The sequence below is a fragment of the Streptomyces sp. R21 genome (genome assembly GCF_041051975.1).
Lineage (GTDB): Bacteria > Actinomycetota > Actinomycetes > Streptomycetales > Streptomycetaceae > Streptomyces.
In genome coordinates this window covers 2340152-2364507 of sequence record NZ_CP163435.1, presented here as the reverse complement: position 1 = coordinate 2364507, position 24356 = coordinate 2340152, and the positions used below count along the sequence as shown (strand labels likewise).

Genomic DNA, 24356 nt, shown 5'->3' with positions numbered 1-24356 from the left:
ACAGGGGCATGATGCTACCGCAACGTGGGAGCGCTCCCATGCTTCAGGTTCTGGCTGCCCGACCGGTCCAAGGCCACGTGCTGCCGGCCGAATCCCGGCTCCGCGCCCGCACCGGTCTGCATCCCGTCAAGCTCGCGGCTCTCCGTCCACACCTCACTGTTGTCCAGCCATCGGTGCACCTCACACGAGCGAGGAGATCCTCATGCTCCACCGAAGAAGCCGTATCGGGGCCGGCTTGGCCGCCACGGTGCTGATGACGGCAGGTATGGCGGCCGTGGCGTCTCCGGCCGCAGCCGCGACCGCGGGCTGTGAAGTCACGTATCAGAATCTGAGCACCTGGCAGTCGACCCCCACGGCGGGCGGGTTCAACACCACTCTCGCCATCAAGAACCTCGGCGATCCGATCACCGGGTGGAAGCTGACGTTCACGATGCCGAGCGGTCAGACCCTTACCGGCGGCTGGAACGCGACCTTCACGGGCACGACGTCGGTCACCGCCACCGACGCCGGCTGGAACGGCGCCATCGGCACGGGCCAGACCGGCACCAGCGTCGGCCTGCAAGGCGACTGGACCCGTTCCACCGCGGGCTCCGCGCCGCCCGCCCCGTTCCCCCAGCCGGCCGACTTCGCGCTCAACGGGGTGCCCTGCACCGGCTCGCCGGCCGGGAACAGGCCGCCCTCGGTCAGCCTGACGAGCCCGCAGAACGGTGCCTCGTTCACCGCCCCTGCCACCATCGGTCTGGCGGCGACGGCAAGCGACGCGGACGGCTCGGTCAGCCGGGTCGAGTTCCTGAACGGGAGCACGGTCATCGGCTCGGACACCACCGCTCCGTACACCTTCTCCTGGACCAACGTCACCCGCGGCAGCTACGCCCTCAGCGCGCGCGCCGTCGATGACGGCGGCGCGACGACGACCACCGCCCCCGCCACGGTGGCCGTCACCGGCCAGGACGACGGCGGGCCGGCCCCTGCCCTGCACGTCTCGGGCAACCACCTGCAGACCGCGAGCGGCGACACCTACCGGCTGCTTGGCGTCGACCGCTCCGGTGGCGAGTACGCCTGCTTCCAGAGCAAGCCGATGTGGGACGGCCCGGCGGACCAGGCGAGTGTCGACGCGATGAAGGCGTGGAACATCCACGCGGTCCGGCTGCCGCTCAACGAGGAGTGCTGGCTGGGCACCGCCGACGTGCCCACAGGCGGCGTCAGCGGCGCGGCGTACCGGCAGGCGGTCAAGGACTACGCGGATCTGCTCGTGGCCAACGGGATCAATCCGATCCTGGACCTGCACTGGACCTACGGCCAGTACAGCGGCCCGGGCGCCGGCTGCTCGGACGCCAAGGCGACCTGCCAGAAGCCGATGCCGGACGCCCAGTACGCACCGGACTTCTGGACCCAGGTCGCCCAGACGTTCAAGGGCAACGACGCAGTCGTCTTCGACCTGTTCAACGAGCCCTACCCGGACGCCGCTAACAACTGGTCCGATGCCACCGAGGCATGGACCTGCCTGCGCGACGGCGGCACCTGCACCGGGATCGACTACCAGGTCGCCGGGATGCAGAGCCTCGTCCACGCGGTACGGGCCACGGGCGCCACCAATGTGATCATGGCCGGCGGCCTCACCTGGACCAACGACCTCACCCAGTGGCTGACCCACAAGCCGGACGATCCGGCCGGCAACCTGATGGCCTCGTGGCACTCGTACAACTTCAACGGCTGTGTGACGGCCGCCTGCTGGGACAGCCAGATCGGCGCGGTCGCGGCCCAAGTGCCGGTCACGACCGGCGAGGTCGGCCAGAACACCTGCGGCCACGACTACCTCGACCAGGTGACGGACTGGGCCGACAGCAACGGCGTCGGCTACCTGGCCTGGACATGGAACCCGTGGGGGGTGTGCGCCAGTAACGGCAGTGACCTGATCACCGACTGGAACGGCACTCCCACCAGCACCTACGGCGAGGCCTACAAGGCGCACCTGCTCACCCAGCACCCGTACTGAGCCCCTGGCGGCTGTCGACCGGAGAGGCCCCGTCCCGTCAGGGACGGGGCCTCCCCGGGGCAGCAGAAGGTCAGACTCGGTCGGCGGCGATCAGGAGGTACTGGAAGGACCCGTCCCTGTAGGAGTTGATGAACGCGTCCTCAATTCCCGTGACCAGCGAGGACGTTGCCCGCAGCTCCCAGTAGGGGAGAGTGGCGGGGGTGAGGTCGACGACGGCCTGCGGCACGAGGCGATTGTCGGCCATGGCACGCAGGTACTCCCGGCGCGAGTGGATGTTGCACTCGAAGTGCGCGTTGATCTGGGAGACCCACTTCGAAGGCTGGCCGTACCGGGGGTTCCAGCAGCCGGTGATGGTCACGTAGCGACCGCCGACCTCGAGGATGCGGGAGTGTTCCGCGAAGAGGTCGTGCAGGTCGACGTACATGCTCGACTCGTTGTTCCACGAGGCCGCGGCCTGCCCGGTCTCGAAGGGCGTGGAGAGCATGTTGCAGACGCGGGCGCGTACGTGGTCCTGGATGCGGAGTTCGTGGGCACGCCGGTTGGCGAAGTCGGCCTGTTTGGCCGACAGCGTGACACCTTCGACCTTGCATCCGAAGCGTTGGTGCGCCATCACCATCGACCCGCCGCGCCCGCAGCCGGCGTCCACCAGGGTGTCGTCACGCCCGATGTCGCCGAGGTGCCCCAGGAGGAAATCGGCCTGCGCCGACTCCAGTCGGTGGAGCTCGGCGATCAGCTTCTTCTCGCTCTCGCTGTCCTCGGCGTCGCCGAGTGAGGAGTGATCGACTTCACCGATGCCGTAGTGGTGGTGGTAGAGACCGTCGACATCGCCGAGACGCAGGTTCACGGGCCTGGCCTCCCCGTCCCAGTAGCGGGCGATGTCTCCCTGGTAGGGAGTCGCCGGGCCGGGGATGCGCAGAGACGGTTCGGCGGCGGTGAGTTCGGTGCTGGTCGTGCTGGTCACAGATGAGTCCATTCTTCCTACCAGAAGTCGGGCAGGCTGTAGCGATAGGTGTTGGTCCGGTGCCAGTGGTGGTTTCCGTCGACCCAGGCGGCCACGCCTCGCAGGAAGCGCTGAACGGTCGGGACGGGGCAATCGACGGCCAGGGCCGCGGCGTTGCTCTCGAAGTCGTGCATGAGGTCGTTGTGGACCTCGACCGCCTTCAGATAGGCGTCTCGATTGGAGAGGCCCTCACGTTCGGCGATCACGACGGGCAGGTTCAGATGCCGCCCAGGAGCGTCGAGTTCCTTGGTGTACGAGTACAGGTCGTTCACGATGGTCGTCGCGTTGCCCGCGAGCGCGATGACCTTCTGCATGGCGGTCCGGGCATGCAGGTCCGACGGCAGCTCGTAGCCGCCGACGGTGTCGGTGATGGTCGGGCACGGGCGGAAGTTGTTGAACTGGCGCATCGCCAGGTACTCCCACACCTCGGGTACGTGGTCCATCTGGGCCCAGGCGGCTTCGGCGAGGTACCCCAGGTGAAGCCGGGCCATGTCGTGCCGGAATCGGTCGGACTGGGAGGGGCTGGCTGCTCGGCCGAAGTACTCCATGGCGGAGCGGTACGCGCGCCGGGGCGCGTCCGCATGGAGCGACTTCGCCCAGTGCGCCCGGTACTCCTCCGTCGTGTGAACGGGGTCGAGTGCGGTGTGCGCCAGCAGAAGACGTTCGCCGAGGCCGACGGGCGAGCCTCCGTGGTCCTCGCAGTAGCAGTCGTCCACCGCGTTCTCGGCCACCATCAGGCGTGTGGCGATCATCAGGTGGTCGATGGTGGGTGCGTCCGGATGGCAGCCGACCATGTAGCGGCCCACGGAGAAGCCGTCGAACTGCTCCTCCCAGTCCTCGGGATACAGGGAGACCTCGTCCAGCGCCCAGGACTTGATCCTTCGGCTGACCTCTTCGACCCGCACCGGGTCGGGCTCGGGCACCTGGTGGTAGTAGAGGCCCGGGATCGCCATGCCTTCCGCCGTCGCCGCCGGCTCGGAAGGCGTCGGCAGCTGCTCCCGCGGGATCAGGCGCAGGGCTGCCGTGCCCAGGCCGCTGGGGCCGCGCAGGATCCGTGCCAGGTCGGCGGCCGGTGACGGCAGCACGCTCGCCGGGGCATCGGGGGGTGGCTGTGCCGGCACGGAAACCGCAGGTGGTGCGGGCACGGACGGCGCACCGGGTGGGCCGCCGGTGACAGCCTTGATATCGCAGGCACGGGCCGCGGCGTCAGCGAGGACGTGCGCCCCGAAACGGGCAGCGGCCGTCTGCAGGCTCGACTGCGGAGGTGTCGGCTCGGGCGCGGGCATCGATCGCTCCTTCGTGGGGTTGGCGGCTGTCCCGGGGCCTTTCAGGTGTGCGCGACCGACCTGGACGGTCCGGGGTGTCGCACCATGCTGTGCAGCTCGAGCCCGCTACCTGGGCCAGCGGGCGATCTGCACGTTCTCCAGCATCCCGACCGCGTCCGGCACGAGGATGGCGGCGGAGTAGTAGGTGCTGACGAGGTAAGAGGTGATGGCCTGTTCGCTGACGCCCATGAAGCGGACCGACAGGCCCGGTTCGTACTCGTCCGGCAGACCTGTCTGATGAAGACCGATGACACCCTGGTTTTCCTCGCCGGTACGCATGCAGAGGATCGAGCTGGTCTTCTCCTTCGTGATGGGGATCTTGTTGCAGGGCAGGATCGGAACCCCGCGCCACGCCGGGACCTGCTGACCACCCAGGTCGACGTGGTCCGGATAGAGCCCGCGGGCGTTGAACTCACGCCCGATCGCCGCGATGGTCTTCGGGTGCGCGAGGAAGAACTTGGACCCTCGACGGCGGCAGAGCAGCTCGTCCATGTCGTCCGGGGTCGGCGGGCCGGAGTGCGTCTGGAAGCGCTGCTTGAAGTCGGCGTTGTGGAGCAGGCCGAACTCCTTGTTGTTGACCAGCTCGTGCTCCTGGCGCTCGCGCAACGCCTCGATGGTGAGCCTGAGTTGCTCCTTGGTCTGGTTCATCGGCCCGTTGTAGAGGTCCGCGACCCTGGTGTGGATCCGCAGAATGGTCTGCGCGACCGAGAGTTCGTACTCGCGCGGCTTCAGTTCGTAGTCGACGAACGCGCCGGGCAGTTCATGCTCGCCGGTGTGGCCGGCCGACATCGCGATCTCCGCCTCGCCGCGGTGGTTCTGCCGCTGGCGGGGAAGCGATGTGAACGCTTCGACGTGGTCCCGCAGGCCCGGAGCCGTGGACAGCACGGCCTCGAAGTCGGCGCGAGACAGGGTGAGCAGGGTGCCCGAGGTCTCGGCGGTGGCGGTGTGCTGCCAAGGGGCGTTCCCGTCCAGCAGGGCGTGGTCCCCGAACCGGTCGCCATCGGCAAGTACGTCCAGGGTGACCTCGTCGCCGTACTCGCCGATGGAGGTCTGGCTGATGCGGCCGTGGGCGATCAGGTGGAGCTGATCCGCGGGCGCACCGCGTTCCACCAGCGTCTCGCCGGCCCGGAAGTCGCGTTGGACGCACCGGTCGGCGAGGGCGGTAAGTACCTCCACGTCATCGAAGCCGCGCAGCAGGGCCAGTTCACCGAGCTCATGGGGGATCACCCGGACGCCGGCGCCGTCCTGGACGAACTCCACGCGCCCGTCGCCGACCGTGTAGGTCAGGCGACGGTTCACCCGGTAGACCCCGCCCTTGGTCTCCACCCAGGGAAGCATTCGCAGCAGCCAGCGAGAGGTGATCTCCTGCATCTGCGGGGCGGACTTGGTGGTGGTGGCGAGGTTGCGGGCGGCCGCCGTGCCGAGACTGGATTGCCGGGGTGGCTCCGGTCGCGCCTCGGGGCTCGAGTCAACAGTCATCGGGCGAGCTCTCCTTGTTCAGAGCGGTGATGGCAGGTATGTGGACGTCATCGGACAACAGACAGGAGAAAAACGGGGTGTATGAAGGGGAATCGGTCCAGATCCAGGTGAACGCTAATGGCCGCTTCGCCCCGTGGACCAAGGAAAGTGGGCGACATTAACTCGATGCGATGATCGCGCCCGCGCAATGTTTGCCCGGGTACAGGCGGGATTCAGCCCCGATCGGGCGGCGCGCCCCGACGAGCGGCCGGTCGACTTCCACAGGGGGAACCAGCGAGTCGAGGGCCGCGGAAGTGCCGTATACCCAGGCCGTCTTGGGCGATCGGGTCGGCCCTGGGGCCCACCCGCTGCTGCCACCGTCCGCAGGTGTCGCGGTCGGCAGCTCGCGTCACGGCGTCGGAAACGCGACAGGACCCAGCCGGGGCAATGGTGCGGCTGGGGCGACGATTCGGTATGCGCTGCCGGGTGCCCCTGTCGAGAAGGTCGCCCACGATGCCGGTGTATTCCCCGGGGCCGGTTCTGACCTGCTGGTGTGATTACGGCGTCGGAGACATCCTGGATAGCCCCGTTCTCCGGGCTGAGCACGCGTCAGTTCGCCAAGCTGGTCAACGCGTTGCGGCGGGAGGGTGGGGATCCGATGCGGAAGGGCCGGCCGTGGAGCCCGCCACTGGAGTACCGGGTTCTGCTGGTCGCCGCGTACTGGCGGACGAACCTCACGCTGCAGTTGGCCCCGCTGTTCGGGATCTCGAAGTCCGCGGCCGACCGCATCATCGACCACCTCGGGCCGTTGCTCGCACTCCAGCCCCGCAGACGGTTCCGGAGAGACACGGTGCTGATCGTGGACGGCACCCTGGTCCCCCACCCGCGACCACCAGGTGGCCGAGGCGACGTGGACCAGCCGGACCGGGTCCGGGCATAGGCCAAGTCCGCGACCCGGAGCTGGTTCGGTCGGGTCGCGGCGAAGAGCCGGTCGACCAGGTCCGGCGTCGCGCGTGGTCTCCTGCTCGAGGCTCTCCACCGGCCGCCGCGCCAGTCGATCTTGACGTCCCGTCCGGCCGCAGGAGGGCGACGGCGAGGACACGTGCGGTCGACCGCCCGGCCCATCTTCGGGTGGTGTACGAGATGGAGGCTTCCCCGGGTCAGTAGCCGATGCGGAAGGTCGCGTCCTGCCGGTCCGTGGCCGTGGAGATGGGGTCGATGCGCAGCACGTAGTCGGAGTGCCGGATGTAGCGGGTCGGGTTGTTGTACGACCGGAACGACGTCCAGCTCGCGTCCGCGAGGCCCGCCGTGCGGTAGAAGGTCGCGTCGGCGGCGAACGTCGACGTGCCGTCGTTCACGTCCAGCTGAAGCGTGTAGTTGTAGTGCCGCAGGTAACGGGTCGGGTAGTTGACCGACCGGAAGGAGACAGCGGAGCTGTCGGCGAGCCCAGGGACCAGGGTCCACAGGGAGTCCTTGTACGGATCGATCGGGTATTCGTCGATCCGGCCCACATAGTCGGAGTGGCGGATGTAGCGGGCCGGAAAGTTGTACGACTTGAGCCGGTTCCAGGACGGAGCGCCCCACTTCGCGAGCAGGTTGTTGTACTCGGTCGTGGTGATCGTCGTGATGCCGCAGTGCTTGGAGTTGACCGGCTGGGTGTAGGTCTTCTGGTCGAGGGCCGTCCAGGTGCCGGAGGCGAGACTGCTGGACTGCCAGGCGTAGAACACGCCGTTGGGGGTGTAGGTGTCGCCCCAGAGCCACCAGCCGCCGGACGTCAGGGACTTGACCAGCGTCGGAGCTTCGGTGCCGCCGTGCGCCACGCCGGGGCTGTACTCGGTGAAGCTGCCCGGGTTCAGGGAGGTGGATCTGGCCCCCCTCAGCGTCTGGTTCCCCTTGAAATAGAGGTAGTTGTAGCCGTCGACGCCCACGGCCAGGTCGCCGTCGATGACGTCATAGCCGGGGTCGAAGAACACCTGCGGGGCGGAGGCGGTGACGAAGTCGCTGGTGTAGTTGATCATTATCACGTTGTGCCCGCTGCTGTTCACGGCCGAGTAGATCACTCCGTACTGCCTGCGGCCCGCGTCCCAGAACGTCTCTGGCGCCCAGCTGTGGGTGTTCATGTCGTGCAGCTTCATCCGCCGGTAGCCGGTGAAGGTGCGCAGGTCGGTGGAGTCCCAGATGTGGATGTACTGGCTGACGTACGTCCAGTCGGTGCCCTTCAGGTCGGTGGCCAGCACCACGAAGGTGCCGTCCTGCTTGCGCAGGATGAAGGGGTCACGCAGGCCGAGGTCGCCCGCGGTGGGGGTGACCACCGGGTTGTTCTGGTTGAGCGGCGTCCAGTTCAGTCCGTCGGGGCTGACGGCCAGGTGCAGGCCGTAGTCGGTGCCGTCGCCGAGGCTGGTCGACTCGGTGAAGTAGCACATCACGTACGCCGAGTCGGCGGCGTAGGCGGTCCCGGCACCGAGGCTCAGTGCGCCGGTCATGGCCAGAGGCGTGGCAGCGGCCATGCCGAGGAAGCGGCGGCGAGAGGTGGTCATGCGTACTCCAAGGGAGGTGTGCGGACCTTGACGACAGCAAACGCTGATCGAGATATCGAACGTGGTTCGGTGAGTCGCTCAGAAAGTAGGGCGTGGCCATGTGCGCGTCAATCACCTGGAACATCATTGGTGCAACCTGTGCGCACAGGCCACGCCCGTCGTTCGGCTCAGCGCTGGGTGTAGATGAAGCCGATCTTGTCGACCGCGTCGCCCGAGCGTCCGTGGAACCCGGCTGTCTGCCAGCCCGAGGGGGCGGTGCGGGTCACGCAGTCGGAGGTCGGGGTCCCGCCGGCCAGGGTATTGCCGAGGTTGGTGGTGAACTTGGCGTAGAAGATCCGCGTGCGGTCGCTGTACGTGCCCTGGCAGAGCTGAGTGCTCGTCACATACTCGCCGCTGCCCAGGGTCAGGGAGGACGCGGTGCCGCCCGTGCCGCCGTGCGCGAGCGTGGTGCCGTTCGCGAGAGTGAGGCTCATCTGGTCGACGCGGGCGCCGCTGCGCAGGGCGATGGTGGTGGCGCGGGCGCCGGCCGGGACGCTGTCGATGTCGTTGTAGTAGTCGCCGTGCGGGCCGCCGAACTGGTCGCTGAGCTGGTAGGCGGAGTTGCGCGACCAGGAGAAGCCGACGGTGAGCGGGTCGTGGTCGGAGAGCATGAGCCCGGCGTCCGTGAGGAACTTGGCGTGCTCGTTGTTATACGACGTGGCGCTCAGCGAGACGAGCTTGCTGCCCCGGTAGAGGACCTTGTCGACGACCTCGCAGGTGTTGGGCACGGTGGCCCCGGACTGGTCGCAGACCAGCGCATCGCTGCCCTTGGCGGGCGCGGCGCCGCCTCGGATCAACTGGACCCAAGCGTCGGTGAGGCCGTTGGCCGCGCCGAACTCGGCGATGGTGTCGGCGCTGCGGGTGTAGCGGGTGTTGGTGTCACCCATCACCACGACGGCGTTGCCCGCCGAGTGGGCCTTGATGAAGTCGGTGAGCTGGTTGAGGTTGTCGGCGCGGGAGGCCTCGTCACCGTCGTTGGTACCGGCGTTGGTATGCAGGTTGTAGAAGTCGACGTAGACGCCCTCGGCCAGACGCTCGCGCATGAAGGTGAAGCCCTTGGGGGTCAGGCAGTCGCCCGAGTCGACCTGGCAGGAGTTCCAGTGGACGCGTTCGAAGTCGTCCTCGTCGTAGGGGATTTTGGACAGGGTGTTGAGCCCGCTGCCGATGCCGGCGCCGCCGCTGGTGGGGGTCCGGTAGGCGTGGGCGGTGTCGGCGGCGTAGAGGTAGGAGTGGTAATTGAAGTCCTCCTCGACGTGGACGATGTCGTACGGCGCGATGCGCTGGCCGATCGTCGTCGTGCTGGTGTCGCGAGGTGTCGAGGCGCTGGAGAGGCTCTCGGGCAGGCCGGCGACGTTGTAGCTGAGGACGTTGAAGGTGCCGGAGTCGGCGGCAGCCGCGGAGGGTGCGGTCGCGATGAGCGCGCCAAGGACGGTGGTCGCCGCAGCGAGGCAGGCGAAGAGTCTGCGCATGGAGGTGTGTCTCCTGGGGAGGGAAAGCGGTTGTGGTGGGACCGTGGCAGAAGTTACCGCCGGTTACCCCAGGCTTGTCGAGGGTTTGGGCATGCTTTCAAAGCAATCGCCTGCCATACACGGGTGGTTGGGGGTCTCGCCATTGAGGATTCACGGTGGGGCCGCGCCCGTGGGGCCCAGGGCCGGTTCTGGTGGAGGCCGCCGAGGGGTGTCGCCGTCCGCGGGCGACGCCCCTCGTTCGGAACGCTCCGGAAGTGCGGCTACGCGCGGGGAGTGGGCGCACGCCCCGTTTCCGCAGCCTCAAGTGCCCAGCGCTGTCCGTCCGATGCGTCGTGCTCCGCCACGACCACCTCCGTGTACTTGTCGCCCCGCCCCGGCGCCAGAGCCAGGTCCTGACGAAAGCGGAGCTGGAGTTCCCCACGCCCCGTGAGGGTGTACGACACCTCGCCGGAGTGCACGACGCACAGCGAGAGTCCGACGTTCCGGGCCTGGGGGTCGGCGGTCAGGCAGAGGGAGGGGTCGGCGTCATTGCGCAGCAGACCGTCGAATTCGTATGACCACTGTTCGGATTCGGTCGACGAACACGCCGCCAGGCTGATGCCTGCGCCGACCGTGAGCCGGCCGTCGACGGCCATGCAGCGTCCGGTGGCGAGGCTGCGCAGCCGGCCCTGGGCTTGGGGGCCGGCTTCGCCCGGTGAGTCGGACCGCCCGGACGCGGTGCCGGCCGGCGCGGTGGTACTCGGGGAACTGTTGGCGGAGACGCCCCAGGTGGGGGTGACCGCGCCGGGCAGGCCGCTGTCCTCGGACCAGTTGTGGGCCGCCAGGACGGCCATCAGCAGGGCGAGGGAGGCGAGGGCCACGGCGGCCGCTGTGCGATGCCTCTTCTCGGAAGCGGTGCGGTGCCGGCCGCCCGGAGTCGGAGGTGTCGACTCCCGTCCCGGTGCGGGTGCCCATTCCTCGGGGCCGCCCCTCCCGGGGCGCGAAGCGAGGTAGCGACGGCCTCCCCAGCCAAGGACCGCCTCGGCGAGCAGAAGCCCCAACTCGCCCTCGAAGTACCCGAGTTGTTCGGCGGCGGCCCGGCAGTAGGCGCACTGGGCCAGATGTTGTTGAACATCCGGAAGGAGGGGGCCGCCGCGTCGAATGGGCACGTCGATAAGGCGGTTGTAGAAGCGGCACTCCGCGGACGGCGCGAATTGCCGGTGGGCACGTACCAGACCCACCCTGAATTGCTCCCGTGCTCGTTCTGCTGCCGCTTTCGCGGCGACCGTTTCCATGCCGAGCAGACCGGCGGGTATGTCTATGGGTTCCGCCTCGACTTCGGTATGCCACAGAAGGCACTGGGCGAAACTGGAAAGTGCCACGAAGGCGTGTTTGGCGAGTTTCCGGTTCGCGGGTGCTTCCGCCTTGGTCGCGTGCAGGCCGCGACCGCCGGTGGGTTTGCGCAGTTCTGGTATGGCTGTGCATATTCTGTCGTCCGCGGCCCAGGCGCGAATGGTCTCGCGAACTGTCACCAGCAGCAGCGGGCGTAGGGCCGCACTGGGCGTGCTGCTCGCGAGCCGGCCGAGGGTCCGCTGAAATGCACTGGTGGCCACGTAGTGGGCGGTGGGGGTCGTCGACGCCAGGCAGAGGAGTGCGTAGTCGCGGGCGGCAAGCCAATGGCGGGCCAGCAGTATGGCTGTCGCGTGGTGCCGTTCGCCCTCCTCGCCGCCCAGCTGGGCGGCGAGGTCTGGATCGGGCTCTCCGGGAGGCAGTCCGGGACGGGGCGGGTACGACGGGCGTGGGGGGTGAGTGACCTGCACGGAATCCTTTCCTTTCCAATTGCAGGACGGCATGCCGAATGACGTTCCGTCGGAAAGCGGTGAGTTGATTGGTGCATACCTTTAAGGAGCGCCTTTTCGCCTGGTCATGGCTCTGGCTGCCCTAAGGGAGGCTCACCTTCGCATGCGCGAGTTGCACGGGACAAGCGCTTCGACTGACCATTTTTCAAAGCTTCACCGAAAGCGAAGTGTTACCGGCGGTAGTCGTACTTTCATTCGAAGGAACGCTCGAATGCGGAGGTGAATCGCCTGAAAGGTGAAGTGGAAAGTGCCTGAAAACTTCAGGTGTGGGCGACCGGGGCTTCGGCGTCATTTCTCCGACAATTGGGACGCGGCCCGAAGTGCGGTGAGGGCGAATGCCCGTTTTGGTCGCAGGGGCGGAACATTGCCGGAACCGGGACAGCCGGCCCGTCACCGCCGTGACGGGCCGGCTGCTTCCGCAGTCGGCTTCTTTCGACGTGCAGCGGCCAACCGGTCCTGTCTGGTGGCCTTTTGCGCGGAGCGCTGGGCGTCGCGGACTGTGAGGTGTGCGTCCTTCGCGGCCCAAAGGTTCGGGCGGCTGGCGCCAGGGTGAGGAGATCGCCCGCGGCGCTTCCCTCCAGGGGCTCCCCAGGGTCTGTCGGGCTCCACTTTCGTTGAGGTGCGAGAGCGCGCAGCGCGAGCCGTTCGGGGGCGAACATCCGACCCTAGAGCCAGTCCCGTCGCTTGAAAATCACCTACAGACTTACGCAAACAACCCCCATCAAGCCGATCGCAAAGGGGTACCCGAACCTCCAGCTCAACTCAGGCATGTGATCGAAGGTCATGCCGTAGATGGTCCCGACGAGCGTGGGTGCAAACAGAATCGCCGCCCAGGACGAGATCTTCTTGAAGTTGTCTACCTGGTGGTGCTGACGTGCGGTGATGCGGTCACCTGCGCCTCTGGCCAGCCAAGATGCGTCTGTGAGCGTCTTTCAGGACCGTGCCGCGTTACGAGCCGATTCTCCCCACGCGCTCACCAGTACCGTCCGTACTCCCCAGATTCTCCCCGGAGCGTGCCGTCGCCGCAGGCAGTCTTGACGAGGGAGGTCAGTCCATCTGTGGCGTTGCCGTAGGCACGCCGAGTGTTCACCCGGAACACCGGCTCGATCGCCTTCCCCTCCCAGGCCGTCAGCTCTGCTGCGCCACGGGTTCCTTGTGCGACGGCTGATCTGCGCCGACAGGCCACGTCCCGTACATCGCGCAGTTCACTCAGGCCCGAAGCATTCATGACTTGAAGATCGTTTCTTCGATATGGGGCGCACCCCTGAAGCAGGAACCCTTGTCGAGTGACCCAAGAAGTGACCCAAGATGGGAGCAACATCTCATGAAGCGACGCGATTTCGCCGCCGCCTTGACCGTGGGCGTGGCCGCCCCCGTACTGCTGAGCGCAACCCCTGCGCGTGCGGCCGACCGCTCCGCCACCGGTCTGCTCCCCCACATGCGTGCCGTTCTGGCCTCGGAACTTGACGACAAGAACACGGCCGAAGCCCTGATCCCACTTGTCTACGACGTGGGCTTTGACTGGCATCCGGAGACGGCGCCGCCGGCGGACTGCGACTTCGTCGTGGCGTACGCCTTCGGCAACCGTCCCCCGGCCGGTGGCGGCGACCCGGCCAAGGTCCGCTACGAACCGGGCCCGGTGAACGAGCAACTCGCGGACACGGTCGCCAAGGTCCGTGCCCGGCGGGATGTCCCCGTCTACGCCCAGTGGGAGATAGCCCGCTTCCTGGACTCCAAGTACGGGATGTCCGACGTCACGTCGATCGAGCCGGTGATCGCGCCGGACGGCACGATCACCTATCTGAGCACCGACGGGGTCGCCGCACAGGTTCTGGAGGACCGCAAGAAGGCTCCGGGCGGCATCGGCACCGCCTGCGTCATCGGCTTCCGTGACCACCACAAGCGCTGCGTCCAGACCACCCGCGACCGGGGCATGAAGGCGTACGCTCCGCACGGCTTCGCCATGCCGCACACGTATGACACGGAGTCGGGCCAGGCCTGGACCCGTCGTCGCGACCTCTACCTCGTACACGACATGCTGGCTCAGTGGCAGGTCCTGCACGCCAAGCAGATTGCCGAGGCTTACCCGAACGGCTGACCAAGCAGGTCGGACGGCCCGCGCGGCTTCCCGCGAAGGGCAGCCCTATGCGGCGCCCCGCAGAACCTCGAACGCTTCCTCCAGCAGCGCGGTGAAGTCGTCGACGGAGCGATGGTCCGCGTCCCCGGTGCTGTCGGAGGAGTAGGCGATCAGGGCGCCGCGGACGGCGGCGACCGCCGCGCGGGCCAATACCGAGGCGCGCAGCGCGCGCTTGTGGGGCGGCTCGTCGGGCGCCTGCTGCGCGAAGCGCGTCTCGAGCGCGTCGGCGATGCCGTCCTCGAAGGAGGTCAGCACGTGGGAGCGTGGCGCGCTGCCCGACAGGGAGCGGGGCGGTGCGCCGACGAAGAGGATGGCCAGTCCCGAGTCGAGCGCGGCGGCGGCTGCGAGCAGCCCGTTCAGGACGGCCGAGAGCGGGGGCTCTGTCGAGGGCCGCCGGGGGATCTCCCTCTTCAGCAAGGGCACCAGGTCGAGGATCCCGGCGAAGATCAGGTCTTCTTTCGAGGGGAAGTAGCGGAAAAAGGTCCGCTCGGTGACCCCGGCCGCCGCGGCGATGTCCCTGACCGCCGTCTCCTGGAAGCCGTGCTCCGCGAACATGCGGGCGGCCGCCTGCTGCAGTGCCTGGCGTGTGGCGGCCTTCTTCCGGGCCCTCCGCCCCTCCTCGGCTCCGCTGTCCACGTTCACGGATTCCGCGCGCATGCCCTCCTCGTTCACGCCCTCATCCTGTCACGCACCTCAGGCACCGTTCTGTCGCGTTCATGGAAACTGTCAGTCCTGACACTTTGTGTATCGTGTCAGTCATGACACTTTTTCGCGGGCTGCTGCGCCGAGCCCGGTCGCGGCCGCGCACCGCGGTCACCGTGGTTACCGTCCTCGTCCTGGCCGGCGCCGCGGGCACGGCCGAGCTGACGGTTCGCGGCCGGGTGGCCGACCGGTTCGCCACCGCGGCCGAGAACCGGCTGGGGGAGACCCCCGACGTCGGCCTGGGCAGCACACCGGCGCTGTGGCAGCTGGCCCAGGGCGTCTATCCCGAGGTCGAGCTGGAGGCCGCCGGGGCGTCCGTGAACCAGTTTCACGGTCTCGACATCGATGCCCGGCTCCGCGACGTGCGCCCCGGCGCCGGCGCGGTCACGGTGCGGTCGACCACCGTGGACGTCGGAATCGGCACCGAGTCCCTCACCGGCGACCGGCTGCGGCGGATGAACGGCACGATGGCGCCCGACCCCGTGAGCGGACGGCTGATCGTCCGCGCCGGTCCCGGAGGCGCGGTCGCCATTCCCCTGGAGCCCTCCCTGCACGGCACGGCGATCGAGATCACTCCCGAGCAGCCCACGTTCAACGGCAACCCCCTGCCCGAGGCCCTGTCGGAAAAGCTCACCGAAAAGGCCCGGCGCACCGTTGAACTGTCCGACCTGCCACTGGAGTTGAAGCCGCAGCGGCTCACCGTCACCGACGACGGCCTGAGCCTGTCCCTCCGCGGCGGCCCCGCCACCCTCGACGCCTGACCCATCGGCGTCCCCCGGCGGCCCGCCACTTTCGACGCCTGACCCACCGGCGCCCCCACGCGGTCCCCCCGCCTCTCCGGTCCTGATCCCCGGACGTGCCGCTCGCACTTCTTCACCCCCCCCTCAAGGAGCACGACTCATGGCTTCCCTGCTTTACCGGCTCGGCCGAGGCGCCTTCCGGCACCGACGTTCCGTGCTGGCCGCATGGCTGGCGGTGCTGGCCGCCGTGATCGCCTGTCTGGTCGCCTTCGGCGGCCAGACCGACGACGAGTTCACCATCCCGGGCTCGGAATCCCAGCAGGCCATGGACACCCTGAGGGCGTCACTGCCCTCCGCGGCCGGAACCAGCGCGCAGATCGTGTTCGTCGCACCGAAGGGGCACGAGATAACCGAGCCGCGGTACGCGTCCGTGGTCAGCGCCACGATGGCGAAGGCCGACAAGGCGCCCCAGGTCGCCGCGGTCACCGACCCCATACAGAGCAGGACGATCTCGCCCGAGCACACGACCGCGCTCGGCCAAGTGCGCTACCAGGTCGGCAAGGCCGACCTGGCGGACACCAGCCTGCCCGCCCTGGAGAAGACCACACAGGCGGCGAAGGACGCCGGTCTCACCGTGGAGGTCGGCGGATCCGCCTACGGCAGCGGCGCCGGCAGCGAGGGCGGCCACTCCAAGGAACTGCTGGGCCTGGTGGTCGCCCTCTGCGTGCTGGCCATCACCTTCGGCTCGCTCTTCGCCGCGGGCATGCCCCTGCTGACCGCCGTGACCGGGGTCGCCACCACCCTGCTCGGACTCCAGGCGCTGACCGGCGTGTTCACCGTCTCCAGCACCGCGCCCTCGCTCGCCTCGATGCTCGGGCTCGCGGTCGGCATCGACTACGCCCTCTTCATCCTCTCCCGCCACCGCTCCCAGCTCGCCACAGGCATGGACACCGAGGAGTCGGCGGCGACCGCCACCGCGACAGCCGGCAGCGCGGTCGTCTTCGCAGGGCTGACCGTCGTCATCGCGCTCGCCGGACTGGCCGTCGTACGCATCCCGTTCCTCACCGTCATGGGCATCGCCGGAGCCGCCTCCGTACTGATCGCGGTCGCCGTCGCGATCACCCTGCTCCCCGCCCTGATGGGTTTCACGGGTGAGCGGCTGCGCCCGAAGCCGGGCTCCCGCGCCGACCGCCGCGAGCGAGCGGCCCACGGCGCCGGCCACAGCGCCAAGCGCGCCTTCGGCGAGCGGTGGGGCGCTCTCGCGATCCGCCGCCCGCTGGTCACCCTGGTCACCGTGCTCGTCGGCCTGCTCGCCCTCGCCGCGCCCGCACGGGACCTGCAACTCGCCCTGCCCGACAACGGATCCGCCCCCGCGGCCAGTGGACAGCGCAAGGCGTACGACATCGTCTCGGACTCCTTCGGGCCCGGCTTCAACGGTCCGCTGATGATCCTCGCCGACACCTCCGGGGCCAAGGACCCGCAGCAGGCCACGGCCGCCCTCACCAAGGACCTGAAGGAGACACCGGGCGTCGCCACGGTCGGCAGGGCCCAGCTCACCAAGGACGGAGACGCCGTCATCCAGGTGGTGCCGAAGACCGGACCCGAGGACGAGAAGACCAAGGACCTCGTCGAGCACATCCGGGACGAGGCCCCCGACTGGCAGGAGAAGACCGGCGCCGACGTCTCGGTGACCGGCACCACCGCCGTCGGCATCGACGTGTCCGCCCGCCTCGCCGACTCCCTCCTCCCCTTCGCGCTGGTCGTGGTCGGCCTGTCCCTGCTGCTCCTGCTCCTGGTCTTCCGTTCCCTGGTCGTCCCGCTCAAGGCGAGCCTCGGATTCCTGCTCTCCGTGGCGGCCACGTTCGGCGCCGTCGTCGCCGTCTTCCAGTGGGGCTGGCTGGCCGGTCTGCTGGGTGTGGCGGAGACCGGACCGGTCGTCAGCATCCTGCCGATCCTGGTGATGGCCGTGCTCTTCGGTCTCGCGATGGACTACGAGATGTTCCTGGTGAGCCGGATGCGGGAGGCGTACGTCCATGGGGCGGGCCCCCGGGAGGCCATCCTGTCCGGGTCCCGGCACGCCTCGCGCGTGGTGACCGCCGCCGCGCTCATCATGTTCGGCGTCTTCGCGAGCTTCGTGCCCGGTGGCAGTTCGATGCTCAAGCCGATCGCCTTCGCGCTGGCCTTCGGCGTGCTCGTCGACGCGGTCGTGGTCCGCATGACGCTGGTCCCGGCTGTCCTCGCGCTGGTCGGACGGGCCGCCTGGTGGCTGCCGAAGTGGCTCGACCGGCTGTTGCCGGACGTCGACATCGAGGGCGAGCGACTCAGCCGGGCGGCTACGGCGGCGGAGGGCGCCGGCTCCGAGACCGACGCGCCCGGCGTGCCGGTGGGGGCGGGCGACATCTCGTATTCGCAGCCGCGGATCCGGTAGCGGTTCCCGTAGGCCTGCAGGACAGGCCAAGCAGCATTAACGAAGGCGCCCGCATGCCCTGGACCTGGGAGATTTCCCGTTCAGACCCCAGGCGCTTCGACCTTGACCGCTGAGGTGACGAACCCGGGGTCCGACGCGGTTCCGTGCCGCAGCTCCACGTACCAGGCCATGCTCGTGTCCGCGGGGAAGGGGACGCTGAGGCGGTATGTCCCGTCGGCTGTCTGGGTCATGGAGGTCAGGGACCACTTGGCCTGGCGCCAGTCCGTGCCGCGGATGCCGGCGGTGGCGAGGTGGGCCGCCGTGATCGGAATGTTCGTGCGCGTGGTCACGGTGAGGTGATCGGAGGACCGGTCGACCGTCAGGTTTTCGAGGGTGGGGAGGGGGCGGCCGTTGGCGAGGTGGTCCAGCCACATCCGCCAGGCGGCGAGGATCTTCTGGGAGGCCCAGGTGTGGGTGACGTTGTCGACAGCGACGAGTGTGGTCGGTCCCTTCGCGTGCCGCATGCTCTGTGCGACGTCCACGGCGAAGAACGGATCGTTGGTGCCGTTGACGACGAGCCAGGGCGTCGTGAGGGAGTCGCGCCAGAAGTACGGGTCGAATCGCTTGAGCGCCTCGAAGCCGAGCGGGGTGTTGAACATCCTCAACTGCGTGTCGGCGGAGAGGAATCCGAGGCCCTCCCGGTGCACGGAGGGGCCGGCGATGTCCATGCCGAACTGGCCGATCTTGCGGGCGGTGGCCTCCAGCATGTTCATCCCGTTGGTGCCCGTCGTCACGATGCCGGCGAGGCGGTCGGGGTCCACGCCTGTTGTGATGCTCGAGCCGATGCCGCGTTTGGAGTGGCCGAACAGCACGGCCTTGCGGATGCCGAGTCCCGGGAGGGTCGTCAGGAGGGTGATGGCGCGCAGATAGGACGTGGCGACGGGGTAGTAGCCGTACCAGGTGAGGTCGCCTGTCTCGAAGAACTTTCGGTTGCTGTAGCCGTTGAGGTCCGACTCGTTCATGTCGGTGGGGAGTTCGGGAGGGGTCGCGAAGATCATGACCGGGATGCCGAGATCGACGGCGGCGCCTTCCGCGTACTCCTTCTCCGTCTCCTGGCCGGTCTCCGGGATGACGCGGCGCTCGTTGCCGGGTTCGTTCCAGAAGTCGGCCTCGGTGCCGATGATGCCCGCGATTCCGTGGGCCGGGGGGTATTCCAGGGTGTGGGCGGGGGCGTAGACGTGGACGGGGTGACGCCATGTCATGCCGTGCCACTGCTGGCTGGTGAAGGTGAGGGCGATCTTCCGCACGCGGGCGCCGGGCCGGGCGGTGCTCTCCTCGACCGCGTCCTTCTCGATCACCACGTCGAGACTGTTGGTGTCGTACAGCTCGCCGAGGTCGAAGAGGCCGGCGGGACCGACGTGCTTCCATGCGTCGTCACCGGCCGAGGCGGGCGCCGGGATCGTCGAGTCGGTCATATGTTCTCCACCGCGGTGTCGGTACGGGTGGCGCGGGTGGCCGGGGCTGGTGCCGTGTTCCCGCCGGACGCGGCGTCCTCCAGGCTGACGCCCGTGGAGTGCGGCCCGAAGAGGTACACGGCGCATCCGCCGGTGGCGGCCAGGGCGGCGAGGAGGGCGAAGACGGCGGTGTAGCCGAGACCTCCGTACACGGCGGCCACCAGGGCGGGGCTTGCGAAGTTGACGATCCGGGAGAGTGCGTTGGCCGTGCCGGAGCCGACGGCGCGGATCCGGGTGGGGAACACCTCGGCGGAGTAGACCTGCATGAAGGGCACTGCCATCTGGAACAGCAGACTGACGGCGAATCCGAAGACGAGGATCGCCGCGTGGGATCGGGCCACGCTGAACAGCAGCAGCACGGTCGCGCTCAGCACGCCGAGGACCAGCTGCGTCGTGCGCCGGTCCCAGCGGTCGATGAGCGGTGCGGCGACGATCGCGCCGATGGGGGCCGCGGTGGCGAGGACGGCGGACAGCAGCAGGGTGTCGTCGAGTGTGAGGCCGTTGTCCTTGAGGAGGGTGGGGGTCCAGGTGGTGAAGGCGGAGTACGCGAGAAGGCCGGTGGTCCACAGGGCCGTCACGACGAGGAACCTGCGCCGGTAGGCGCCGGTGATCAGGCTGACCGCGCGGACCCGGGGCCTCGCTCCGGTACCGGCCCCGGCTCCGTCCGGGGATCGGGTCGGGGCCGGGTCCGACGGCTGCACGCCACACGCGCGTTCGATGGTGCAGACGATCTCATGCGCCCGCTCCGTCTGTCCGTGAGCGGCCAGCCAGCGCGGGCTCTCCGGCACCCACCGCCATACGAGCACGGCGAAGACGGCCCCGCACGCTCCCAGCCCGAACAGCAGACGCCATCCCCAGCTCCATTGCGGCAGCAGGAAATACCCCGACCAGGCGGCGATCGGGATGCCGAGTGACCCGAGAGCCACCTTGTAGGTCTGCACACGTCCGCGAGCGGTGGCGGGCACGAACTCGGAGAGGACGACGATGGCGACGACGGCCGTGCCCTGCGCGCCGAACTGCACGGCGGTGCGTGCCACCAAGAGTTGTTCCGGCGACTGCACCAGGGTGGCGGACAGGGCGGCCAGGCAGTAGGCGACGGCGAAGGCGAGGAGCGTGCGCCGTCGCCCGACCCGGTCGGCCAGCCAGCCGCCCAGGACACCGCCGGTGAACGCGCCGAGTGAGCTGACCGCGACGACCGTCGCGAGCCCGGAGATCGGCAGGTCCCACTGTTCGCGCAGTATGGGTGCGGCGAAGGCGAAGGAGTGGGTCTCGATCCACTCGAAGAGGATCATTCCGGCCAGCGCGACGACGAGTCTGCGGTGGAACGAGGTGAGGGGGAGCCGGTCGAGCCGGTCTCCCACGCTTCGGGCGGGGACGACGTTGTCCACGGTGTGCTGACCTCCGGTGCGGGGCGGAATGCGGGCGAGGCTGGGTGGATCGGGCCTTTCGGATTACGGGAGTTGGGCCGGTCGGGACGCGGCGAGGTCAGCCGCGTGGCCGGTCGCCGAGAAGCAGCGAGCCCGCGATGGCGTTCCGCTGGATCTCGGAGGACCCGGTGAGGATCCGGAACATCCGCAACTGCCGGAACAGCAGCTCCACTTCGGCGCCGCGCACGAGTCCGGCCTTGCCATGGATCTGTACGGCCTCGTCGGCGATGCGGAAGGCGTTCTCGGCGACGAAGAGCTTGCACATGAACGCTTCCGTGCGCGGCTCGGCGCCGGCGTCCAGGGCGGCGAGCGCGTCGTACGTCATGGAGCGCGCCGCGTAGTAGGCGGTGGCCATGTCGGCGAGCTTGTGCTGGATGGACTGCAGGGCACCGAGCGGGGCGCCGAAGACCTGCCGGGTCCGGGCGAAGTCGACGCTGAGCGCGAGGGCACGGCGGGCGCCGCCGAGGGCGGTCGGGCAGTGCAGCAGGCGGTTGGTGGTGACGCGGCCCAGACCGATGCGCAGGCCGTCGCCGACGTTGCCGAGGAGCTGTCCGGGGCCGACGTAGCAGTCGTCGAGGATGATGTCGCTCTCGATGTGCTCGCCGGACATCGGGGTCTCGCCCGCTTCGACGGTGACGCCGGGCGCGTCGAGGTCGACAAGGAACGCGGAGAACCTCGGCTTGCCCGGCGGGGTGCCGTCCTCGGGCTCCGGCTCGGCCATGCGCGCGATGAGGACGGAGAAGTCGGCGAAGGGTCCCGCGGAGGAGAACACCTTGTGGCCGGTGATGCGCCAGCCCTCGCCGTCCGGGGTGGCGGTGGTGCGCATGGCGCGTACGTCGGAGCCCGCGTCGGTCTCGGTGAGCGAGAAGCAGCAGGCGCGCTCGCCGCGGATGACCGGCAGCAGATACGTCTCCCACTGCTGGTCGGTGGCGTACTGAAGGATGGAGCCGGCCCGCAGTGGCCCGCCCATGTCGCCGAGCACGCTGTGCTGAAGCACCCGCCCCGAGGCGCCCACCTCCTCCTTCAGGGCCGCGAGTTCGCTGAAGGTCAGGCCCTGGCCGCCATGCTCCGGGGGCAGATGGATGCCGTAGAACCCGAGCTCGCGGCTGCGCTTCCAGACGGGTTCGAGAACGGAGCGGGTGTAGACGGACTCGTGGGTGAGGCCCAGGTCGGATTCGTAGGCGGCGAGTTCACCGTCGAGGTACTCGCGCAGACGGCCGACGAGATCGGCCAGGCGGGGATTGTCGTCGTAGGTGGGGGTCAGGGAGAAAGGCATGGGTGGTCGGGCTCCGGTGGTAGGTCAGTGGACGTTGCGGGCGCTGCCGGCCCAGTAGCGGTCGCGTACGGCGCGCCGGTCGGTCTTGCCGTTGCGGTTGACGGGGAGGGAGTCCACGAAGTCGACCGACCTGGGCTTCTTGATACGGGCCAGTCGCTCGGCGCAGAACTCGATGAGTTCACCCTCGGACAGCGCCGCGCCCTCGCGCCGTACGACGACCGCCTTGACGGCCTCGCCCCACTCCTCGTCCGGCACACCCACCACGCACGCCTCGGCGACGGCCGGGTGCTCGTAGAGCGCGGCTTCGACCTCGCTGCAGTAGATGTTGAAACCGCCGGAAATGATCATGTCTTTCTTGCGGTCGACGATGAACAGGTAGCCGTCTTCGCGCAGGTAGCCGATGTCGCCGGTGTGCACCCAGCCGTCGCGGAAGGTCTCGGCGGACAGCTCCGGCTCTTTCCAGTACGCGCGCACGCAGTCCGGCCCGCGTGCGACGATCTCGCCGAGGCTGCCGGCCGGTACGGGCTTGCCGCTGTCGTCGACGACCCGCACCTCCGTGTCGAAGACGGGCCGCCCGCACGACATCAGCAGGTCGGGGTCGGTGGTGACACCGGCCGCCACGTCCTCGGCGGTCAGCACGGTGATGCCGCTGGTCGTCTCCCCGAGTCCGTACCCCTGCATGAGTACGGGCCCGAATGCCTCGACCGCCTGGCGCAGCCGCTGCGGTGACACCGGTGCGCCCCCGACGCGCACGGAGGTGAGGGACGACAGGTCGTGCCCGGCGAGGTCCGGGTGGGCCAGAACCATGTTCAGCATGGTGGGCACGAGGAAGGTCGTCGTGATCCGTTCGGTCTCGACGGCGCGCAGGAACAGCTCCGCGTCCCACTTGGGCAGGACGACGACGGTCGAGCCACGGGACAGGGAGGCGAGCAGCCCCATGCCGGTGGCGTGTGTGATGGGTCCGGCGGCGAGATAGCGCTCGGCCGTGGAGGGAGCGCCTCCCGGGGTCATCAGGAGCTTGCGCATGTTGGCGAGCCGGTTGCCCTGGGTCTGCACGGCGGCCTTGAGCTTGCCGGTGGAGCCCGAGGTGAAATTCAGTACGGCGGGGTCGTCCTCGTTCACGTCGACGGCGACGGGCTCGGAGGCCGTGCCCTCGGCGAGCAGGGTGCTGTAGTGCGTGACACCTTCGACGGCGTTGTCGTAGTCGACGACCAGGCAGTCGGCGCCGGCGCGGGCGACAGCACGACGAGCGACTTCGGCGTGCGCGGTATCGGTGAGCAGGACACGTACGGCGGCGTAGTCGAGGATGTGCTCGACTTCCTCGGCGGCGAGGCGCGAGTTGATCGGCACGCGCAGGAAGCCGCCCTTGCACAGGGCCATCTCCGTCTCGACGAGCTGCCCGCAGTTGCCCGCGAAGGTCGCGACGGCCTGCCCCGGCCGAATGCCGCGCACAAGCAGAGCGGACGCGAGCCGGTTGGTGGAGTCCTCCAACTCCCGGTAGGTCCACCGCTGTTCCTCGCAGACCAGAGCCTCATGATCGGGCCAGAACGTGCTGCTGCGGCTGAGGTAACTGCCCAGATTCACTGGCGAACCACATCCCTCTCGACACTCATTTGACCGGAAGATATTTGCCTTGGTGACCAGTACTGGACAGCGTGTCCAGAAACAGGCCGGGTGTCAATGGGGGTGTAACCTGCAACCCGATCAGGACTGCGAGGAGGGCCGATGTCGCCAGAGGTGGGGGACCGCCGCGTACGACGCAGCCGACGTCTGCTCAGGGACGCGCTGGTGTCACTGGTGCTGGAACGGGGCTACGCGGACATCAAGGTCGAGGACATCACCGAGCGCGCCGACCTGGGGCGCGCGACGTTCTACAGCCACTACACGGACAAGGACGACCTGCTCGGCCAAGTCGTGACCGATCTCCAGGAGGAGCTGGACCGCCGGCTCCGGCCACTCGTGCCCGCCGACGCGCAGGGCTTCACCGGCAAACCGGTCCTGGAGATGTTCCGCCACGCCGACGAAGAACGCGACGCCTACCGGGTCGTGCTGCGCGGTGAGGGCGACGGGCGGGCGCTGCGCCAGCTCGTGGAGGCACGGACACAGGCGGCGGCCGCGGTGTTCAGTGCCCGTGCCGAGCACTTCGGGGTGACGCCCCGCATCGACGTCGAGGTGCTCGCCCGCGCCTGGGTCGGCGAGCAGATCTCCGTACTCCAGTGGTGGCTGGAGACCGATCCGCGCCCGCTGTCGCCCGAGGCGGTCACCGAGATGCTTCTCGACCTGTCGCTGAGGGGACGGTACTGGGCGAACGGGTTCGAGGGGCGGCCACCGGTAGTCGGCGCAGAAGATGGACCGGAGTGCCGGTAAGCAGGAGCTGGTGAGACCGAGGCCGCTACGGCCTCCGCCGCGCGCCATCGTCCGGACGCTCCCGACCTCGCCCGTCTGTGGAAGCGCTGCGACGTACGAGGCGGCAGTCACGGCACAAGACGTT

17 protein-coding genes and 1 pseudogene are annotated in these 24356 nt (G+C 68.8%); 6 read left to right on the top strand and 12 right to left on the bottom strand.

Annotation, left to right across the window (positions count from 1 at the left end; genetic code table 11):
* Positions 1 to 202: 202 nt before the first annotated feature.
* Positions 203 to 1996 carry a cellulase family glycosylhydrolase gene (locus AB5J56_RS10720; RefSeq protein ID WP_369232381.1) on the top strand — a complete coding sequence of 598 codons (1794 nt, stop codon included), beginning with the start codon at positions 203 to 205 and terminating at the stop codon, positions 1994 to 1996.
* Between the two features lie 70 nt (positions 1997 to 2066).
* Here AB5J56_RS10720 and AB5J56_RS10715 read toward each other — a convergent pair whose 3' ends face one another.
* From AB5J56_RS10715 to AB5J56_RS10705, 3 genes are all read right to left on the bottom strand, one after another.
* Entirely contained in the window at positions 2067 to 2969 is a 903-nt protein-coding gene (locus tag AB5J56_RS10715; protein WP_369232379.1) for a geranyl diphosphate 2-C-methyltransferase, read from the bottom strand.
* A 5-nt stretch (positions 2970 to 2974) separates the two neighbouring features.
* Positions 2975 to 4282, bottom strand: coding sequence for a family 2 encapsulin nanocompartment cargo protein terpene cyclase (locus AB5J56_RS10710; RefSeq protein WP_369232377.1), 1308 nt, complete (start codon positions 4280 to 4282; stop codon positions 2975 to 2977).
* A 105-nt stretch (positions 4283 to 4387) separates the two neighbouring features.
* Positions 4388 to 5800 (bottom strand): family 2B encapsulin nanocompartment shell protein, encoded by a 1413-nt coding sequence (locus AB5J56_RS10705; RefSeq protein ID WP_369232375.1) that lies wholly within the window; start codon positions 5798 to 5800, stop codon positions 4388 to 4390.
* Positions 5801 to 6332: 532 nt separating this feature from the next.
* Here AB5J56_RS10705 and AB5J56_RS10700 point away from each other — a divergent pair.
* Positions 6333 to 6684, top strand: a pseudogene (locus AB5J56_RS10700) (transposase family protein); the annotation flags it as partial.
* Between the two features lie 255 nt (positions 6685 to 6939).
* Here the strand turns inward: AB5J56_RS10700 and AB5J56_RS10695 are convergent.
* The 4 genes from AB5J56_RS10695 to AB5J56_RS10680 all read right to left on the bottom strand — a co-directional run bounded on the left by AB5J56_RS10695 (position 6940) and on the right by AB5J56_RS10680 (position 12570).
* Positions 6940 to 8316 (bottom strand): glycoside hydrolase family 43 protein, encoded by a 1377-nt coding sequence (locus tag AB5J56_RS10695; protein WP_369232373.1) that lies wholly within the window; start codon positions 8314 to 8316, stop codon positions 6940 to 6942.
* Between the two features lie 167 nt (positions 8317 to 8483).
* Positions 8484 to 9824 carry a jacalin-like lectin gene (locus AB5J56_RS10690; RefSeq protein ID WP_369232371.1) on the bottom strand — a complete coding sequence of 447 codons (1341 nt, stop codon included), beginning with the start codon at positions 9822 to 9824 and terminating at the stop codon, positions 8484 to 8486.
* 260 nt (positions 9825 to 10084) lie between these two features.
* Positions 10085 to 11623 (bottom strand): RICIN domain-containing protein, encoded by a 1539-nt coding sequence (locus AB5J56_RS10685; protein WP_369232369.1) that lies wholly within the window; start codon positions 11621 to 11623, stop codon positions 10085 to 10087.
* Positions 11624 to 12357: 734 nt separating this feature from the next.
* Positions 12358 to 12570 (bottom strand): CorA family divalent cation transporter, encoded by a 213-nt coding sequence (locus AB5J56_RS10680; protein WP_369242485.1) that lies wholly within the window; start codon positions 12568 to 12570, stop codon positions 12358 to 12360.
* A 416-nt stretch (positions 12571 to 12986) separates the two neighbouring features.
* Between AB5J56_RS10680 and AB5J56_RS10675 the strand changes: the two genes are divergently transcribed.
* The gene (locus AB5J56_RS10675) at positions 12987 to 13760 is read left to right on the top strand and encodes a hypothetical protein (RefSeq protein WP_369232368.1); all 774 of its coding nucleotides are present in this window, start codon (positions 12987 to 12989) and stop codon (positions 13758 to 13760) included.
* A gap of 45 nt (positions 13761 to 13805) precedes the next feature.
* Here AB5J56_RS10675 and AB5J56_RS10670 read toward each other — a convergent pair whose 3' ends face one another.
* Complete coding sequence (locus AB5J56_RS10670; protein ID WP_369232366.1) at positions 13806 to 14471, bottom strand: TetR family transcriptional regulator; 666 nt, start codon at positions 14469 to 14471, stop codon at positions 13806 to 13808.
* Between the two features lie 86 nt (positions 14472 to 14557).
* On the opposite strand from AB5J56_RS10670, the gene AB5J56_RS10665 reads away from it, so the two are divergent.
* Positions 14558 to 15262 carry a DUF2993 domain-containing protein gene (locus AB5J56_RS10665; RefSeq protein WP_369232364.1) on the top strand — a complete coding sequence of 235 codons (705 nt, stop codon included), beginning with the start codon at positions 14558 to 14560 and terminating at the stop codon, positions 15260 to 15262.
* A 139-nt stretch (positions 15263 to 15401) separates the two neighbouring features.
* Complete coding sequence (locus AB5J56_RS10660) at positions 15402 to 17669, top strand: MMPL family transporter (RefSeq protein ID WP_369232362.1); 2268 nt, start codon at positions 15402 to 15404, stop codon at positions 17667 to 17669.
* 80 nt (positions 17670 to 17749) lie between these two features.
* Here the strand turns inward: AB5J56_RS10660 and AB5J56_RS10655 are convergent, their stop codons facing one another.
* The 4 genes from AB5J56_RS10655 to AB5J56_RS10640 form a co-directional block, all read right to left on the bottom strand.
* Complete coding sequence (locus tag AB5J56_RS10655; RefSeq protein WP_369232360.1) at positions 17750 to 19123, bottom strand: PhoPQ-activated protein PqaA family protein; 1374 nt, start codon at positions 19121 to 19123, stop codon at positions 17750 to 17752.
* Positions 19120 to 20550 carry an MFS transporter gene (locus AB5J56_RS10650; RefSeq protein WP_369232358.1) on the bottom strand — a complete coding sequence of 477 codons (1431 nt, stop codon included), beginning with the start codon at positions 20548 to 20550 and terminating at the stop codon, positions 19120 to 19122. Before AB5J56_RS10650 ends, AB5J56_RS10655 begins: the two co-directional genes overlap by 4 nt.
* A gap of 97 nt (positions 20551 to 20647) precedes the next feature.
* Positions 20648 to 21865, bottom strand: coding sequence for an acyl-CoA dehydrogenase family protein (locus AB5J56_RS10645; RefSeq protein WP_369232356.1), 1218 nt, complete (start codon positions 21863 to 21865; stop codon positions 20648 to 20650).
* 24 nt (positions 21866 to 21889) lie between these two features.
* Entirely contained in the window at positions 21890 to 23449 is a 1560-nt protein-coding gene (locus AB5J56_RS10640) for a long-chain fatty acid--CoA ligase (protein WP_369232354.1), read from the bottom strand.
* Between the two features lie 141 nt (positions 23450 to 23590).
* Here AB5J56_RS10640 and AB5J56_RS10635 point away from each other — a divergent pair, with 141 nt between their 5' ends.
* Positions 23591 to 24232: a TetR/AcrR family transcriptional regulator gene (locus AB5J56_RS10635; protein WP_369232352.1), complete on the top strand. Its 642-nt coding sequence runs from the start codon at positions 23591 to 23593 to the stop codon at positions 24230 to 24232.
* The last annotated feature ends 124 nt before the right edge of the window (positions 24233 to 24356 follow it).